The sequence below is a fragment of the Bacillus sp. FSL R5-0576 genome (assembly GCF_038004765.1).
In the GTDB taxonomy this organism is placed as follows: Bacteria; Bacillota; Bacilli; order Bacillales; family Bacillaceae; genus Bacillus; species Bacillus subtilis.
On the sequence record NZ_JBBORU010000001.1, the window covers coordinates 340577 to 358190 of the forward strand.

At 46.5% G+C, this 17614-nt stretch carries 21 protein-coding genes; 17 read left to right on the top strand and 4 right to left on the bottom strand.

All coding sequences use genetic code 11. The features are described from left to right. Positions 1–26 precede the first annotated feature (26 nt). Positions 27–599 (bottom strand): copper uptake transcriptional regulator YcnK, encoded by a 573-nt coding sequence (gene ycnK, locus NX903_RS01695; RefSeq protein WP_086343460.1) that lies wholly within the window; start codon positions 597–599, stop codon positions 27–29. 164 nt (positions 600–763) lie between these two features. Between ycnK and NX903_RS01700 the strand changes: the two genes are divergently transcribed. The 6 genes from NX903_RS01700 to sipU all read left to right on the top strand — a co-directional run bounded on the left by NX903_RS01700 (position 764) and on the right by sipU (position 6157). Then, entirely contained in the window at positions 764–1117 is a 354-nt protein-coding gene (locus NX903_RS01700; RefSeq protein ID WP_003234445.1) for a hypothetical protein, read from the top strand. Between the two features lie 172 nt (positions 1118–1289). Next, entirely contained in the window at positions 1290–2726 is a 1437-nt protein-coding gene (locus tag NX903_RS01705) for a PTS mannitol transporter subunit IICB (RefSeq protein ID WP_038428364.1), read from the top strand. Between the two features lie 24 nt (positions 2727–2750). Beyond that, positions 2751–3182, top strand: a complete 432-nt coding sequence (locus tag NX903_RS01710) for a PTS sugar transporter subunit IIA (protein WP_003246714.1) — start codon at positions 2751–2753, stop codon at positions 3180–3182. A 1-nt stretch (position 3183) separates the two neighbouring features. Continuing rightward, positions 3184–4305, top strand: coding sequence for a mannitol-1-phosphate 5-dehydrogenase (locus NX903_RS01715; RefSeq protein ID WP_086343461.1), 1122 nt, complete (start codon positions 3184–3186; stop codon positions 4303–4305). Positions 4306–4395: 90 nt separating this feature from the next. Continuing rightward, positions 4396–5460 (top strand): tartrate dehydrogenase, encoded by a 1065-nt coding sequence (locus NX903_RS01720; RefSeq protein ID WP_003234436.1) that lies wholly within the window; start codon positions 4396–4398, stop codon positions 5458–5460. Positions 5461–5593: 133 nt separating this feature from the next. After that, positions 5594–6157 carry a signal peptidase I sipU gene (sipU, locus tag NX903_RS01725; protein WP_024573243.1) on the top strand — a complete coding sequence of 188 codons (564 nt, stop codon included), beginning with the start codon at positions 5594–5596 and terminating at the stop codon, positions 6155–6157. A 68-nt stretch (positions 6158–6225) separates the two neighbouring features. On the opposite strand, the gene NX903_RS01730 is transcribed toward sipU, so the two are convergent. Further along, positions 6226–6834: a dienelactone hydrolase family protein gene (locus NX903_RS01730; protein WP_086343462.1), complete on the bottom strand. Its 609-nt coding sequence runs from the start codon at positions 6832–6834 to the stop codon at positions 6226–6228. Positions 6835–6919: 85 nt separating this feature from the next. Here NX903_RS01730 and NX903_RS01735 point away from each other — a divergent pair, with 85 nt between their 5' ends. After that, positions 6920–7312, top strand: a complete 393-nt coding sequence (locus NX903_RS01735; RefSeq protein ID WP_003246580.1) for a 3-hydroxyacyl-ACP dehydratase FabZ family protein — start codon at positions 6920–6922, stop codon at positions 7310–7312. A gap of 32 nt (positions 7313–7344) precedes the next feature. Here the strand turns inward: NX903_RS01735 and NX903_RS01740 are convergent, their stop codons facing one another. Continuing rightward, a complete protein-coding gene (locus NX903_RS01740) occupies positions 7345–7509 on the bottom strand; it encodes a hypothetical protein (protein ID WP_032678934.1) in 165 nt (54 codons plus the stop codon). A 132-nt stretch (positions 7510–7641) separates the two neighbouring features. Here NX903_RS01740 and NX903_RS01745 point away from each other — a divergent pair, with 132 nt between their 5' ends. From NX903_RS01745 to NX903_RS01785, 9 genes are all read left to right on the top strand, one after another. Further along, the gene (locus NX903_RS01745) at positions 7642–8391 is read left to right on the top strand and encodes a phosphoglycolate phosphatase (RefSeq protein ID WP_003234424.1); all 750 of its coding nucleotides are present in this window, start codon (positions 7642–7644) and stop codon (positions 8389–8391) included. Positions 8392–8596: 205 nt separating this feature from the next. After that, entirely contained in the window at positions 8597–9370 is a 774-nt protein-coding gene (pxpA, locus tag NX903_RS01750; protein WP_003234423.1) for a 5-oxoprolinase subunit PpxA, read from the top strand. A gap of 14 nt (positions 9371–9384) precedes the next feature. Continuing rightward, positions 9385–10599, top strand: a complete 1215-nt coding sequence (locus NX903_RS01755; RefSeq protein WP_003234422.1) for an NRAMP family divalent metal transporter — start codon at positions 9385–9387, stop codon at positions 10597–10599. Between the two features lie 23 nt (positions 10600–10622). After that, entirely contained in the window at positions 10623–11396 is a 774-nt protein-coding gene (locus NX903_RS01760) for a putative hydro-lyase (protein ID WP_010886407.1), read from the top strand. A gap of 44 nt (positions 11397–11440) precedes the next feature. After that, a complete protein-coding gene (gene pxpB, locus NX903_RS01765) occupies positions 11441–12163 on the top strand; it encodes a 5-oxoprolinase subunit PxpB (protein WP_086343463.1) in 723 nt (240 codons plus the stop codon). 2 nt (positions 12164–12165) lie between these two features. Further along, positions 12166–13173, top strand: a complete 1008-nt coding sequence (pxpC, locus tag NX903_RS01770) for a 5-oxoprolinase subunit PxpC (RefSeq protein WP_080351493.1) — start codon at positions 12166–12168, stop codon at positions 13171–13173. A 15-nt stretch (positions 13174–13188) separates the two neighbouring features. Beyond that, the gene (locus tag NX903_RS01775; protein WP_014478857.1) at positions 13189–13941 is read left to right on the top strand and encodes an IclR family transcriptional regulator; all 753 of its coding nucleotides are present in this window, start codon (positions 13189–13191) and stop codon (positions 13939–13941) included. 63 nt (positions 13942–14004) lie between these two features. After that, on the top strand, positions 14005–14646 hold the full coding sequence (lipC, locus tag NX903_RS01780; RefSeq protein ID WP_024572562.1) for a spore germination lipase LipC: 642 nt from the start codon (positions 14005–14007) through the stop codon (positions 14644–14646). Between the two features lie 172 nt (positions 14647–14818). Next, a complete protein-coding gene (locus NX903_RS01785; RefSeq protein ID WP_003240256.1) occupies positions 14819–15064 on the top strand; it encodes a YczI family protein in 246 nt (81 codons plus the stop codon). A gap of 5 nt (positions 15065–15069) precedes the next feature. Here the strand turns inward: NX903_RS01785 and NX903_RS01790 are convergent, their stop codons facing one another. Beyond that, the gene (locus NX903_RS01790) at positions 15070–15357 is read right to left on the bottom strand and encodes an antibiotic biosynthesis monooxygenase family protein (RefSeq protein WP_003234413.1); all 288 of its coding nucleotides are present in this window, start codon (positions 15355–15357) and stop codon (positions 15070–15072) included. A 150-nt stretch (positions 15358–15507) separates the two neighbouring features. On the opposite strand from NX903_RS01790, the gene pbpC reads away from it, so the two are divergent. Beyond that, positions 15508–17514: a penicillin-binding protein 3 gene (gene pbpC, locus NX903_RS01795; RefSeq protein WP_086343464.1), complete on the top strand. Its 2007-nt coding sequence runs from the start codon at positions 15508–15510 to the stop codon at positions 17512–17514. The last annotated feature ends 100 nt before the right edge of the window (positions 17515–17614 follow it).

A 17614-nucleotide genomic window follows, 5' to 3' on the forward strand; every position in this document is an offset into this window, starting at 1 on the left:
CACCACCTTCCGCTGTATGTGTTGTGTTATTTCTTGGTGCAGGTGCAGCGTTTCTTTCGGTCTTGAAGCATGTCTTCCAGCGCTTGGTCGAAAGTGCGGACGGCTCCGCCGAATCCTTTTTGAAATCGTTCGGCATGGTCAAGTGTCGCAAACGGAATGGCCTGCGGCTGGCAGCAGTGCAGGTTTAATTCAGCATTTACGACGAAATAAGCCGAACCGGCACTGACGGTTGTCTGTAACAGAAAATCTCTGCAAATCAAGTGTGAAACCTCTTCCGTTTTATCCGCGTAACGCAAAAACGCGCAATGTGCGCAGCATAGCTGTTCAATGTCTTGGTTTACCGTAATCAGCTGAACCGAATGAGCTTGATTGACGGGCTTCAAGCAATAGCTGCACATATGATCCGTTTGAGGTGTTCGGGCGGGGAGCGTGATGCCGCCGGCCGTTTTAATGACCTCATTTGACTGAACCAGCTGATTGACATCTCTGTATACCGTCATTTCCGAAACGCCAAACCTTGCGCTGATGTCAGAAATTCTGAGCGCGCCTTCTTCTTTCAGCCACTTCAGTATGTGTTGTTGTCTATTAATCGGAAGCATTCATACACCCTCTTCATTAAGATCTATTTAAGCGTAGAGGATTTTAGAGACAGAGACAAGTAAGCTGATGATAAAAAATGTGAAAATATGTTGAACAGCAACAAAACGAAACAGAAGGGACTCTGGTATAATAGACATATGGAATAGAAAGTGAGGAATACCCTATGAAAGAAACACCATGCCCGAACTGCGGCAAACCTTTGACAGGCGACATGGTCAGATCATCAAATGTGCCTTGTCAATTTCGCTGCGGACACTGCCGGGAACGGCTTTATGAATATAAAGTATCAGCTCCGATTATGCTGGTATCATTAGCGGCCATCGTGCTGCTCATTTATCTTTTGCTGCTCCTCCGCAATGCGGCAGGTTCAATGCTGCCGGCTGTACAGCACGTGCCAATGGCTGTTTTTGCGCTTGTGTGCGCCTATCCCGTTTTTATTGTGAGTGAGCGAATGATCGCAAAGTACGTGATTCAAAACGGCAACATTATTTATAGAGGAAAGAGAAAAGGCTCCTGAAACCAGGAGCCTTTTTATTTTTAAAAAATTGTCACAGTCATGTGCCAAAGTCCTCTTTACTTTCAATTGTATAGGGACTGTAAGCGTTTTAACATAGAGACAAAGGGAAGCATCATTCTCTGAACATATTTTTGCACCTTACAGCGACAAACAAAACAGGGAGGGTTTATATATGCAGCAGCAAGAACAGCAGCAAGGCGGCATGAAAGTGAAAGTGCAGCGCTTTGGGAGTTATTTGAGCGGAATGATCATGCCGAATATCGGCGCGTTCATCGCGTGGGGTATCATTACCGCGCTGTTTATTCCGGCAGGATGGTTTCCGAATGAACAGTTGAACACGCTGGTCAGCCCGATGATTACGTATTTATTGCCGCTTTTGATAGCGTATACAGGCGGAAAAATGATCTACGACCACCGCGGCGGAGTTGTCGGAGCGACAGCGGCAATTGGGGTGATTGTCGGATCGGATATTCCAATGTTTTTAGGCGCAATGATTATGGGTCCGCTTGGCGGATACCTCATTAAACAGACTGATAAATTATTCAAGGATAAAGTCAAACAAGGCTTTGAAATGCTGATCAACAACTTTACGGCAGGGATTGTCGGCGCGGCTTTAACGATTCTCGCGTTTTACGCCATCGGCCCGGTTGTCCTGACGCTAAATAAATTGCTGGCGGCTGGTGTGGAAGTCATTGTACACGCGAATTTACTGCCGATAGCCAGTGTTTTTGTAGAACCGGCGAAAGTGTTGTTCCTCAACAACGCTATTAACCACGGAATCTTAAGCCCGATCGGAATCGAGCAAGCATCCCAAACAGGAAAATCAATTCTGTTTTTAGTAGAAGCAAACCCTGGACCGGGGCTCGGCATTTTGCTGGCGTACATGTTCTTTGGCAAAGGATCTTCAAAATCAACGGCTCCCGGTGCGGCGATCATCCATTTCTTCGGCGGGATTCACGAGATTTACTTCCCGTACATTCTGATGAAACCGGCCCTGATTCTCGCAGCCATTGCCGGCGGAGCAAGCGGACTCTTAACGTTTACGATCTTTAATGCCGGACTTGTCGCGGCAGCGTCACCGGGAAGCATTATTGCATTGATGGCAATGACGCCAAGAGGAGGCTATTTCGGCGTATTGGCGGGCGTGTTGGTCGCTGCAGCTGTATCGTTCATCGTTTCAGCAGTGATCCTGAAATCCTCAAAAGCAAGTGAAGAAGACCTGGCTGCCGCAACAGAAAAAATGCAGTCCATGAAGGGGAAGAAAAGCCAAGCAGCAGCTGCTTTAGAGGCGGAACAAGCCAAAGCAGAAGAAGCGTCTGAGCTGTCTCCTGAAAGCGTGAACAAAATTATCTTTGCGTGTGATGCGGGAATGGGATCAAGTGCCATGGGGGCATCCATCTTAAGAAACAAAGTGAAAAAAGCGGAGCTTGACATCAGTGTGACCAACACGGCCATTAACAATCTGCCAAGCGATGCGGATATTGTCATCACCCACAAAGATTTAACAGACCGCGCGAAAGCAAAGCTGCCGAACGCGACGCACATATCAGTGGATAACTTCTTAAACAGCCCGAAATACGACGAGCTGATTGAAAAGCTGAAAAAGTAATCTTATAGAAAGAGAGTGATACTCATGCAAGTACTCGCAAAGGAAAATATTAAACTCAATCAAACGGTATCATCAAAAGAAGAGGCCATCAAATTGGCAGGCCAGACGCTGATTGACAACGGCTACGTGACAGAGGATTACATTAGCAAAATGTTTGAACGTGAAGAAACGTCTTCTACGTTTATGGGGAATTTCATTGCCATTCCACACGGCACAGAAGAAGCGAAAAGCGAGGTGCTTCACTCTGGAATTTCAATCATACAAATTCCAGAGGGCGTTGAGTACGGAGAAGGCAACACGGCAAAAGTGGTATTCGGCATTGCGGGTAAAAATAATGAGCATTTAGACATTTTGTCTAACATCGCCATTATCTGTTCAGAAGAAGAAAACATTGAACGCCTGATCTCCGCTAAAAGCGAAGAAGATTTGATCGCCATTTTCAACGAGGTGAACTGACATGATCGCCTTACATTTCGGTGCGGGAAATATCGGGAGAGGATTTATCGGCGCGCTGCTTCACCACTCCGGCTATGATGTGGTGTTTGCGGATGTAAACGACACGATGGTCAGCCTCCTCAACGAAAAAAAAGAATACACAGTGGAACTGGCGGAAGAGGGACGTTCATCGGAGATCATTGGCCCGGTGAGCGCTATTAACAGCGGCAGTCAGACCGAGGAGCTGTACCGGCTGATGAATGAGGCGGCGCTCATCACAACAGCTGTCGGCCCGAACGTGCTGAAACTGATTGCTCCGTCTATCGCAGAAGGTTTAAGACGGAGAAACGCTGGAAACACACTGAATATCATTGCCTGCGAAAATATGATTGGCGGAAGCAGCTTCTTAAAGAAAGAGATATACAGCCATTTAACGGAAGCAGAGCAGAAATCCGTCAGTGAAACGGTAGGTTTTCCGAATTCTGCCGTTGACCGGATCGTCCCGATTCAGCATCATGAAGCCCCGCTGAAAGTATCGGTTGAACCATTTTTCGAATGGGTCATTGATGAATCAGGCTTTAAAGGGAAAACACCAGTCATAAACGGCGCACTGTTTGTTGATGATTTAACGCCGTACATCGAACGGAAGCTGTTTACGGTCAATACCGGACACGCGGTCACAGCGTATGTCGGCTATCAGCGCGGACTCAAAACGGTCAAAGAAGCAATTGATCATCCGGAAATCCGCCGTGTTGTTCATTCGGCGCTGCTTGAAACTGGTGACTATCTCGTCAAATCGTATGGCTTTAAGCAAACTGAACACGAACAATATATCAAAAAAATCATCGGTCGCTTTGAAAATCCTTTCATTTCGGACGATGTGACCCGCGTAGCGAGGTCACCTCTCAGAAAACTGGGAGAAAATGATAGACTTGTAGGCCCGGCAAAGAAAATAAAAGAACCGAATGCACTGGCGGAAGGAATTGCCGCAGCCCTGCGCTTCGATTTCACCGGTGACCCTGAAGCGGTTGAACTGCAAGCGCTGATCGAAGAAAAAGGATACAGCGGCGTACTTCAAGAGGTGTGCGGCATTCAGTCCCATGAACCGTTGCACGCCATCATTTTAAAGAAACTAAATCAATAACCGACCACCCGTGACACAATGTCACGGGCTTTTTTTACTATCTCGCAATCTAGTATAATAGAAAGCGCTTACGATAACAGGGGAAGGAGAATGACGATGAAACAATTTGAGATTGCGGCAATACCGGGAGATGGAGTAGGAAAAGAGGTTGTAGCGGCTGCTGAGAAAGTGCTTCATACAGCGGCTGAGGTACACGGAGGTTTGTCATTCTCATTCACAGCTTTTCCATGGAGCTGTGATTATTACTTGGAGCACGGCAAAATGATGCCCGAAGATGGAATACATACGCTTACTCAATTTGAAGCGGTTTTTTTGGGAGCTGTCGGAAATCCGAAGCTGGTTCCCGATCATATATCGTTATGGGGACTGCTGCTGAAAATCCGGAGGGAGCTTGAGCTTTCCATTAATATGAGACCCGCCAAACAAATGGCGGGCATTACGTCACCGCTTCTGCATCCAAATGATTTTGACTTCGTGGTGATTCGCGAGAACAGTGAAGGTGAATACAGTGAAGTCGGCGGGCGCATTCACAGAGGCGATGATGAAATCGCCATCCAGAATGCGGTGTTTACGAGAAAAGCGACAGAACGTGTCATGCGCTTTGCCTTCGAATTGGCGAAAAAACGGCGCAGCCATGTGACAAGCGCCACAAAGTCTAACGGAATTTATCACGCGATGCCGTTTTGGGATGAAGTCTTTCAGCAGACAGCCGCTGACTATAGCGGAATCGAAACATCATCTCAGCATATTGATGCGCTGGCCGCTTTTTTTGTGACGCGTCCGGAAACGTTTGATGTCATTGTGGCGAGCAACTTGTTCGGTGATATTTTAACCGACATCAGCTCAAGCCTGATGGGAAGCATCGGCATTGCGCCTTCTGCGAACATCAATCCATCCGGCAAATATCCGTCCATGTTTGAACCGGTTCACGGCTCAGCTCCTGACATTGCCGGACAGGGCCTTGCCAATCCGATCGGCCAGATTTGGACAGCGAAGCTGATGCTCGACCACTTCGGAGAGGAAGAATTGGGGGCGAAAATTCTGGATGTAATGGAGCAAGTGACTGCCGACGGCATCAAAACACGCGACATTGGGGGACAAAGCACAACGGCTGAGGTCACTGATGAAATCTGTTCGCGCTTAAGAAAGCTCTGATGAATCAGGCCGGGGCAGATGGCTGCCCCGGCCTGTCCATTTCCTTACGAAAATTTCCACGAAAGTCTAACCAAGCAGTTCCAAATGCTGTATAATAATTTGGAATTCTTAGGAAAGCATCGGGTGAAGGAAGTTGAATGCAAAAACAATCACGTTAAAGAAAAAAATAAAAATCAAAACGATCGTTGTACTCAGTATTATTATGATCACAGCTCTCATTTTTACGATCAGATTGGTGTTTTACAAGCCTTTTCTTATTGAAGGATCATCAATGGCCCCAACGCTTAAAGACTCAGAAAGAATTCTGGTTGATAAAGCAGTCAAATGGACTGGCGGGTTTCACAGAGGCGACATCATAGTCATTCATGACAAAAAGAGCGGCCGCTCATTTGTCAAACGTTTAATCGGTTTGCCTGGTGACAGCATTAAAATGAAAAATGATCAGCTATACATAAATGATAAAAAGGTGGAAGAACCATACTTAAAGGAATATAAACAGGAGGTCAAAGAGTCGGGTGTAACCTTAACAGGTGACTTCGAAGTTGAGGTTCCTTCCGGTAAATATTTTGTGATGGGAGATAACCGTCTCAATTCACTGGATAGCAGAAACGGAATGGGCATGCCTTCTGAAGACGATATCATCGGTACTGAATCTCTCGTCTTTTATCCATTCGGTGAGATGAGACAGGCAAAATAAAACGCAATGCAACAAAGAACATGGAACGTACGGAACCAAAACACGCGATAATAAAGCACTGTAAGCGTTTAAAAAATTTCTGATGAAACGGGGCGGAGCCGTTTTTCCGCCCCGTTTTTTATGATAGAAAGCGTTTTGAAGAAAAGGGCCCTGTTGAAATAAACAGAATCAGGATTGGCGAAGCCGTGAAGCGCATCGAATTGGTAAATCTCAAGATGGGTATGCTGTTTTTCCCGCAGTTTTTTGATAAGAAGCGCTACGTCAAACGACGGCTCATAATTAGGGAAAAACAATAGGACCGGGCAGGCTGGCACGTGATGAAGAGAGTCGCGTATCCGGGAACCGTAATAACAAACCGATCCGCTCACCTCAGGCATACTGCTGCATTTCCATGCGATAGTAGCCCCCACGCTGAATCCAATCACAAAGATGTGCCGTCCGGCGTTTTGTCTGATCACATTCTGGATGATGGTTTCTCCCGTTTTCAGCCGTTCGTGTTTTGTAAATTGTTCGTATGCCGTTTTTTTTTCTTGCAGTGTGTAGACTTCATCCTCGCCGAGCAGGTTGGGCGTCAACACATCATATCCAGCCATTTTGATCAGCCGGCCCATCTTTTTCATATGGCTGTTTACACCGTATATTTCGTGTACGAGAATGACAAGCGGTTTTGGGGACATAACGGCCTCCTTTTGTGTTTTTTCCATTATATCCTATCGTTTCACTTTAGGCTGAGATATAATGGTCAAAAAAAGGAGATATAAAATGAACTCATTATCTTTGCCTCACCGCTATCCATTTTTGTTTATTGATGGCGTGACGGATAGCGAGCCCGGCAAACATGCGGCAGCTTATAAGCTGATTAGTGAGAACGACTGGTTTATCACTGATACGCAAACAGAAATGCCGTTTTCACTTGTGATTGAAGCGCTTGCGCAAACCGCGGCTTTTACAGGAATTACAGATGAGAACAGCTTGGGATTATTGTCTTCGGTGAAGAAAGCGGAAAAGCTGGGAGAAGCTGTGCCTGGTGACCGGCTTGATCTTACGTTTGAAGTCACGCGCAATCGGCGCGGGTTTGTGTTCGGACATGCCAAGGCATCAGTTGGAGAGCAGCCTGTTGCTGAAGCTGAAATCGGCATCTATATTGAAAAATGAAAAAAACCCTTCACAACATTTTGTGAGGGGTTCTATTTTGTGTCGTAATCCCGTTCGCTTTGAGAGTTATCTCTTTGCTGGCGTTTGTGTTTTTCATCATTCATATTTTCCTTCAGCTCTTCATTAGGAATCGGATCGGTTAAGTCGTTGTGCTCGGGGTTTTCATTTGGTTTGTTTTGCTGTTTTCTTTCTGTCATGTTTGATCACCTCACCGTTTGTTTTCCTCTTATCCGTTCTCCTCAAACATAGGAAATCGCTTTTTTGTCCCGCTGGGTATAATGTATTAGAATAGAGAGAAGCACAACAAAAAGATAAAGAGAGGTACATATATGTCTGTTCAAAGAGAAGATGTAGATATCAAGCTGATCGCAATTGATATGGATGGTACACTGCTGAACGATGAGCAGCTGATCTCGGATGAAAACCGCAAAGCCATTCGTGAAGCGGAGGATAAAGGTGTGTATGTGGTGATCAGCACGGGCCGGACGCTGATGACGTGCCGGGAGCTGGCGGAATCGCTAAAGCTGTCATCCTTTCTAATCACGGCAAACGGCAGTGAAATTTGGGATTCGAATTTTAATTTGGTGGAACGGAAGCTGCTTCATACGGACCATATTCAAATGATGTGGGATTTGCGGAATAAGCACAACACTAATTTCTGGGCTTCTACGGTGAATAAAGTATGGAGAGGCGAGTTTCCGGAAAACATAACGGATCATGAATGGCTCAAATTCGGCTTTGACATTGAGGATGACGATATCCGAAACGAAGTGCTTGAGGAGCTGAGAAAAAACAAAGAGCTCGAAATCACAAATTCAAGTCCGACAAACATTGAAGTCAACGCGCTTGGCATCAACAAAGCTGCAGCCCTTGCCAAGGTTACGGAAAAACTCGGCTTTACAATGGAGAATGTGATGGCGATGGGCGACAGCCTTAATGACATTGCGATGATCAAAGAAGCGGGTCTTGGCGTCGCAATGGGCAATGCGCAAGACATCGTAAAAGAAACGGCTGATTATATCACGGATACAAATATTGAGGATGGTGTCGCTAAAGCGATTCGCCATTGGGTACTATAAAAAAAGAGAGTCCTAAGATGGACTCTCTTTTTTAGTTTGGCAGGTTTTATTCTGGGACCATGGTAGGTTTTCTGACAAAAGTATTTCACAAACTGATATGATTCACTTATAATGAAATAAAGTTCAAAAATTCGGAATAGTCGTTCCGAATTTCGGGACAATAAATGACATAAAGCATATCGTTTGCTTTGGCAGGAGGGATTCTGTGTTTCAGATTGATTTAAACTGTGATTTAGGAGAAAGCTTCGGAGCCTACAAGATAGGCCTTGACCAAGATATTTTAGAGTATGTGACATCAGCGAATATCGCATGCGGATTTCATGCAGGAGATCCTAGTGTTATGCGAAAAACCGTCGCGCTTGCAGCAGAAAGAGGCGTGAAAATGGGTGCGCATCCGGGCTTGCCGGATTTACTCGGTTTTGGGCGCCGCAATATGGCGATTTCTCCTGAGGAAGCGTATGATCTTGTCGTTTATCAAATTGGCGCGCTCTCTGGCTTTCTAAAAGCAGAGGGACTTCACATGCAGCACGTCAAGCCGCATGGCGCTTTATACAATATGGCGGCAGTCGATCAAAAACTGTCGGATGCTATCGCGAAAGCTGTCTATAAGGTTGATCCCGGCCTGATTCTTTTCGGTCTTGCTGAGAGCGAGCTTGTAAAAGCGGGAGAACGGATCGGACTTCAGACCGCAAATGAAGTGTTCGCCGACAGAACATACCAATCGGACGGCACGCTGACACCGCGCTCCCAGCCGGACGCACTCATTGAAAGTGATGATGCCGCCGTCACCCAGGTCATCAAAATGGTGAAAGAAGGGGCGGTCAAATCTCAGCAAGGACATGATGTGTCATTAAAAGCAGATACAGTCTGCATTCATGGAGATGGAGCCCATGCGCTGACATTTGCGCAAAAAATCAGAAAACAGCTCAAAGCGGCTGGAATTGAAGTGACAGCTATTTCAGAACAGAGGTCAACATAAAGGAGGAACAATAGATGGAGCAGCAGAAAAAGACAGCAGGAAAAAAAGCGGGCAGCTGGTCATTGCTGATGGGCGCCGCCTTTTTAATGGCGACATCAGCAATCGGACCGGGTTTCCTCACCCAAACCGCAACATTCACAAACACACTCGCAGCAAGCTTCGGTTTTGTCATCTTAATCTCTATTATTTTAGATATTTTCGCCCAAACCAATGTGTGGCGCATCATCGCAGTTTCTGGAAAACGAGGTCAGGAAATTGCGAATATGGTGCTTCCCGGACTGGGGTATTTCATCGCCATTCTCGTCGTGCTTGGCGGACTAGCTTTTAATATTGGGAATATCGGAGGGGCCGGGCTGGGGCTTCAGGTGCTGTTCGGCATTACACCTGAAACAGGCGCTTTAATCAGTGCCGTTATTGCCATTTTGATTTTTGTCATCAAGGAAGCAGGAAAAGCGATGGACCGTTTTACGCAAATCGCGGGGTTCGTGATGATTATTTTAACGGTCTACGTTGCGGCGACGACAGCTCCTCCGGTCGGACAGGCAGTCGCAAATACATTCGTCCCGGAACACATCAGCATATTTGCCATTGTCACCCTAGTGGGCGGAACCGTCGGCGGTTATATCACATTTGCCGGAGGACACCGTTTGCTTGATGCCGGAATTAAAGGGAAGGAATCCATTCCGCAGGTGACAAAAAGCTCGGTTGTCGGCATTTTAATTACATCTGTCATGCGTATCGCTCTTTTTCTTGCGGTTCTAGGCGTTGTATCGAAAGGCCTGCACATCGATGAAAGCAACCCGGCGGCTTCTGTTTTCAAGCTGGCTGCTGGAAATGTCGGTTATAAAATTTTCGGATTGATCATGTGGTCTGCGGCGATTACGTCTGTTATTGGAGCAGCCTATACATCTGTTTCATTTTTTAAAACCTTTTCTCCAAAAATTGAAAAGAATTCACGCGGTATTATTATCGGATTTATTGTGGTTTCTACGTTAGCTTTTGTCACAATCGGCCAGCCTGCGAAGATCCTCGTCCTTGTCGGTTCACTGAACGGCTTAATTCTGCCGATTGCGCTCGGAACGCTGCTTGTTGCCGCCTACAAGAAAAACATTGTCGGTGATTATAAGCATCCGCTTTGGCTGACAAGCACAGGCGCGCTTGTAGTGATTGTAATGGCAGTTATGGGAATCTACACGTTATGTACACAACTTCCTCAATTGTGGAGCTGATATAAGTGGAGCAATTAAACAAAATGGCGCCAAAGGATGTACGCGCCCTGATACGAGAGGGGAAAATAAACGGGCCGACCGCAGGCATGTCCGGCGGCTACGCCCAAGCGAATCTTGTGGTTTTGAAAAAGGACCTTGCGTTTGATTTTCTGCTGTTTTGCCAGCGAAATCAAAAGCCCTGCCCCGTGCTGGATGTGACTGAAGCAGGTTCGCCTGTGCCGTCTCTGGCTGCGCCTGATGCTGATATCAGAACGGACTTTCCGAAATACCGTATTTACAGGCACGGTATCTTAACGGAAGAAGTATCTGATATTACGCCATACTGGGAGGACGATTTTGTCGGCTTTCTGATCGGATGCAGTTTCTCCTTTGAACAGGCACTGATCAATAATGGGATAGCTGTCCGGCATATTGATGAGGGGACAAACGTCTCAATGTATAAAACGAATATCGATTGTGTTCCGGCGGGGGCGTTTCACGGACAGATGGTTGTCAGCATGAGGCCGGTTCCTGAGCGGCTGGCTGTACGTGCCGCACAAGTGACTTCGCGTTTTCCGGCTGTGCACGGAGGGCCGATCCATATTGGCAATCCGGGAGCAATCGGGATTCGCGATCTCGGGAAACCGGATTTCGGAGATGCCGTTTCCATTCGTGACGGCGAGGTTCCTGTTTTTTGGGCATGCGGGGTGACCCCGCAAGCCGTGGCTATGAATGTAAAGCCTGAAATGGTCATCACACATGCGCCGGGGCATATGCTCATCACAGATATTCGAGACGAGTCGCTTGCGGTGCTGTAGCCTCTCGTCATCCTGATGAACGAGAATTAAAAGAGGTGAGAAAGATGACTGTACGATATCAAATCGAACAGCTCGGTGATTCTGCAATGATGATCCGATTCGGAGAAGAAATCAATGAACAGGTCAACGGCATTGTCCATGCAGCGGCCGCTTATATAGAAGAACAGCCATTTCCGGGATTCATTGAATGTATTCCGGCTTTTACAAGTCTAACCGTATTTTATGATATGTATGAAGTGTACAAGCATTTGCCTCAAGGCATAAGCTCACCTTTTGAGAAGGTCAAGCGCGATGTCGAAGAGCGGCTGGTAGAAATAGCCGAAGACTATGAGGTCAACCGCCGCATTGTAGAAATTCCCGTCTGCTATGGCGGTGAATTCGGTCCGGATTTAGAAGAGGTGGCGAAGGTCAATCAGCTGTCACCGGAGGAAGTAATCGACATTCATACAAACGGTGAATATGTGGTATATATGCTTGGCTTCGCGCCCGGTTTTCCTTTTCTAGGCGGGATGTCAAAACGCATTGCAGCTCCGAGAAAATCATCACCAAGACCGTCGATTCCCGCAGGTTCGGTCGGTATTGCGGGATTGCAGACAGGCGTTTATCCGATTTCAACGCCGGGCGGCTGGCAGCTGATCGGCAAAACGCCGCTGGCTCTTTTCCGGCCGCAGGAAAACCCGCCGACATTGCTGCGGGCGGGAGATACTGTGAAATTCGTTCGCATCTCAGAAAAAGACTATCACGCCTATAAGGAGGAGTCCAATTGAGCATGAAAGTATTAAAGCCCGGACTGCTCACAACGGTTCAGGATATAGGCAGAACGGGTTACCAAAAATACGGCGTTCTGGCCAGCGGCGCTATGGACACGGTTTCACTGCGCATTGCCAATCTGTTGATAGGAAACGGCGAAAATGAAGCAGGTCTCGAAATAACGATGATGGGGCCCGGTCCGTCGTTTCATTTTTCAAAACAGACACTGATTGCTGTGACAGGGGCGGACTTCACGCTGCTTATTAATGACGAGGAAGCGCCTTTATGGAAGCCTGTGCTCATCAAGGAAAACAGCACGGTCAGCTTTGGCCCCTGCAAACTCGGCAGCCGTGCTTATTTGGCGGCAGCCGGCGGCATCGAGGTGCCTGCCGTCATGGAAAGTAAAAGCACATACGTCAGAGCAGGCATCGGCGGACTTCATGGCAGAGCGCTTCAAAAAGAAGATGAACTGAACATTGGAGAGATGTCAGCTCTTTCGCAAACCATCCTTTCCCGCTTAAGTTCGCAGCTTGGAAAACAGGGATTTGCAGCACCGAAGTGGTCAGTCAGCCGCGGCAGATTTCTGCCATTGAAGAAGAATCCCGTCATTCGGGTGCTGGAAGGAAAGCAATTTGCCTTTTTCACAGAAGAATCAAAAACGCGTTTTTATCAAGAAGCATTTCGTGTCACGCCGCAGTCTGACCGTATGGGCTACAGGCTCAAAGGAGAACCGCTCGAACTGAAGGCCCCGCTTGAGATGGTGTCGGAAGCGGTTTCATTCGGAACAGTTCAGGTGCCGCCTGACGGCAACCCGATTATCCTGCTTGCAGACCGGCAGACGACTGGCGGCTATCCGAGGATCGCGCATATCATATCCGCTGATCTTCCGATTGTTTCCCAAATCATGCCGGGTGAGCACGTCCAGTTTGAGCCTGTATCCCTTCAGGAAGCAGAAGCGCTTGCGATTGAACGGGAACAGCATATAAAAGAACTGAAAACGAGAATAAAGATGGAATGGCTGACATAGCAAAGGGGATGCATGATGCAGAATAAAAACAAAACCGTAGTCAAATCTATGGCGCTGCTCAATTTGTTTTTGCATAAACCAAGCCTAACCTTAAGTGAACTGGTGTCGCTGACGGGAATGCCGAAGACCTCTGTTCACCGGATGGTCAGCTCTTTGGAGGAAATGGGGTTCCTCAGTCGGGATGCGTCCGGCGCTTATTCGCTGGGATTGGTGTTTTTGGAATTCGGACAGCTTGTCGCTGACAGACTGGATATCAGAAAAATAGCGAAACCGGTGATGGAAGAGCTGTGCCGGGAAGTGGATGAAGCCGTGCAGTTGATCATGAGGGACGGCAATGAAGCGATATACGTTGAGAAAATAGAAGGGACACAGACTGTGCGGCTGTATACGGCGATTGGCAGGCGTTCCCCCCTATACGCGGGAGCGTGCGCCAGAAGCATTCTGTCCTTTCTTCCCCGTGAAGAAATCGAAGCATACATCAAACAAACCGAGCTCATTTCGATTGGCTCCGGAACGATTACCGATCCCGAAAAACTGCTTCAGGAGATTGATGCCTCTGTGCAAAATGGCTATACTGTCAGCTATTCAGAGCTCGAAAACTATACGGCGGCGATCGGCGCCCCGATCTTTAACCATAAGCGCCAGGTGGCAGCCGGCATTAGCATTGCAGGCTTTGAAGCGAGATTTACAGAAGACAGGCTGCCCTATTTAACAGAAAAGGTGAAGGACGCCGCTTTACAGATTTCAAGAAAAATAGGATATACATAAGTAGCCAATCTTTTCTCTGCTGCGTACATTAACGTATCGACGTTCAAGAGTGGAGGAAAGAACATGATGCTTCGATATACAGCTCTGGGCGATTCCTTGACGACAGGGAGAGGCTCGGGGCTGTTTTCACCCGGCTTCGTCCAGCGTTTTGGGGACATGATGGAAGCTGACTTGAAAACAAGAACGGCAATAAACATATTTGCCAGATCAGGCCTGAATACAGAAGAGATTTTGGGACTCCTGTCATATCCCTATGTGCAAAAATGCATTCGAGATGCTGATATGATAACGATCACAGGGTGCGGAAACGATCTCATCGATTCGGTCTTAGCCTACCAAACCTCTAAGGATGAAACGATTTTCAGCCGTGTATCCGCCCATTGCCATGAGAATTTTGAAAAGATGATTGCCAAAATCGCCGAGATCAAAGGAGAAAATCCTTCCCCGTACGCCATCCGAGTGTTCAACTTATACAATCCGTTTCCCGGCATTGAAATCGCCGGCAAATGGATCACATCCTTTAATTCACATTTAGAAACACTTGCATCAGCACCCCATGTCAAAATCGCAGATGCCTATAGCATCTTCAAAGGCAAGGAGCGGGAATATCTGTCCTTTGACGGTGTCCATCCGAACTGCAAAGGCTATCAAGCGATGGCTGAAGCCGTTCACAAGCTAGGCTATAAAGAATTATCAGTTTCATAGAAAACGCGCCTCATGACAGGCGCGTTTTGTATGTGTGATCGAAATATTAAAAGAAACTTAAAATTCCCTTTCTTCTGTTCTACAGACAAACAAAGTGCGCTAGAATAATGGAGGACGTAGGCAAATATAGCCATAACGTTCAATATTTCGTATATAAGGAAGGATGGTCCTTTTGTTTCGGATTTTTAAAATGTCTTTTGCGGTTATCATTATTATACTGGCGCTTATTGCTTTTAACTATACGGAACACACCTCTGTTATCCAATCGGTCATGCTCGTCTTTCTTGGTGCGGTCATGTTTATGCAGGGACTTGAAGAGCGCAAAAAAGAAAATGACGGCTCAGGCGCTTTTAATATTTATACCGCCGTTTTTGTATGGTCTGTCTCCCTTATCGGTTTTACACTTCATATTATATAAATCTATTACACATCCTGAAAATGCTCGACCGTCGGGAACGGGGTATAGAACCGATGAAGCAAGGCTTTCCACTCTTGATACTCTGAAGAACCGCGAAAGCCTTCCGTATGGTCCTCAAGTGTTTCCCACTCCACAAGAAGCAGATATTTATGCGTTTCCTCCATGCATTTTGATAACGAGTGAGTGATATAGCCCTTCATGCCGGAAATAATCGGCGCCGCTTGCCGGAATGCATCCTCAAACTCTTGTTCAAGGCCTTCTTTAATGTGAAGCATTGCTGCCTCTCTGACCATGCTATCCCTTCTTTCTGTCTTTTCAAATAGTCTACAGCAAACGATAGGAGATTTCTGCAAAATCGGTGAACTTTTCCTTCATTTTCAAAAAAATCTTGCACGCACCAATTCAATTAAGAGAAAATAACAAGTGGAAGGCAGGGGAAAGTCATGTTAAAAAAGTGTATTCTACTAGTATTTCTATGCGTCGGATTGATTGGGTTAATCGGATGCTCCAAAACAGATTCACCAGAGGATCGCATGGAAGCATTCGTGAAACAGTGGAACGATCAGCAATTCGATGACATGTATCAAAGCCTGACTAAAGATGTCAAAAAAGAAATCTCCAAAAAAGATTTCGTCAACAGGTATAAAGCCATCTATGAGCAGGCCGGCGTAAAAAATTTGAAAGTCACTGCGGGAGAAGTAGATAAGGACGATCAAGACAACAAGACAATGAAACATATCCCGTATAAAGTCAGCATGAACACAAATGCCGGCAAAGTCAGCTTCAAGAATACTGCTGTGCTGAAATTAGAAAAAACAGATGACGAGGAGTCATGGAATATAGATTGGGACCCATCGTTTATTTTCAAGCAGCTGGCTGACGACAAAACCGTGCAAATTATGAGCATTGAACCGAAACGAGGCCAAATTTACGATAAAAATGGAAAAGGTTTAGCTGTCAATACAGATGTTCCGGAAATTGGAATTGTTCCCGGAGAGCTTGGCGATAAAAAAGAGAAAGTTATAAAAGAACTCGCCAAAAAACTTGATTTGACTGAAGACGACATCAAGAAAAAGCTGGATCAAGGCTGGGTAAAAGACGATTCGTTTGTGCCGCTCAAAAAGGTCAAGCCTGACCAGGAGAAGTTAGTTTCTGAAGCGACGTCATTACAAGGCGTAACAAGAACGAATGTCAGCTCCCGCTACTATCCGTATGGCGAAAAGACAGCCCATTTGACAGGCTATGTCCGCGCCATTACAGCGGAAGAACTGAAGAAAAAGAAAGAAGGAACGTACAGCGATACGTCTAACATCGGTATCGCCGGACTTGAAAATGTGTATGAAGACAAGCTAAGAGGCACAACTGGCTGGAAAATCTACGTGCCGCAAACCGGGGAAGTCATCGCTGAAAAGAAAGCAAAGGACGGCGAGGATCTTCACCTCACAATTGATATCAAAACGCAAACGAAGCTGTATGATGAACTGAAGAATGACAGCGGGGCGGCAGTCGCCCTGCAGCCGAAGACAGGCGAAACACTCGCCCTTGTCAGCGCGCCTTCCTACGATCCAAACGGATTTATTTTCGGCTGGAGCGATAAGGAATGGAAAAAGCTAAACAAAGATAAAAACAATCCGTTTTCAGCGAAATTCAATAAGACATACGCGCCAGGTTCTACCATTAAACCGATTGCGGCTGCTATTGGAATCAAAAACGGCACCCTTAAAGCCGATGAGAAGAAAACAATCAAAGGCAAGGAGTGGCAAAAAGATTCGAGCTGGGGCGGCTATTCAGTGACACGTGTTTCTGAGAGACTTCAACAAGTCGATTTGGAAAACGCCCTTATTACGTCAGACAATATTTATTTTGCCCAGAATGCGCTTGATATGGGAGCGGACACCTTCACAAAAGGCTTGAAGACATTCGGTTTTTCAGAGGACATTCCGTATGAATTCCCGATCCAGAAATCGTCTATTGCAAATGACAAGCTTGATTCAGACATTTTGCTTGCGGATACAGGCTATGGACAAGGGCAAATGCAAATGTCTTCGCTTCACTTGGCAACTGCTTACACGCCATTTGTTGACAATGGAGACCTTGTCAAACCGACGCTGATCAAAAAAGATTCACAAACAGCTGATGTTTGGCACAAGCAAGTGGTCACCAAGGAAGGAGCGGCAGACATTACAAAAGGTCTGAAAGGCGTTGTGGAAGATGAGCGCGGATCAGCGTATCAGCCTGTCGTGAAAGGAATCACAGTGGCCGGGAAAACAGGAACAGCCGAGCTGAAAACATCAAAAGATGATAAAGACGGCACGGAAAATGGCTGGTTTGTCGGCTACGATTACAAAAACAAAGACCTGCTTGTCGCCATGATGATCCAAAATGTGCAGGACCGCGGCGGTAGCCACTATGTCGTTGAGAAAGCGAAAAAGCAATTTCAATCGAATTAAAATGTCTTTTTAAAAGGAGCGAAAGGAAAAAGGGGATCTGAGGCCGAATGAACTAGTAAGGGGCAAAACCCGGTTTATACAAAGAAAAGAGGGATTTTGC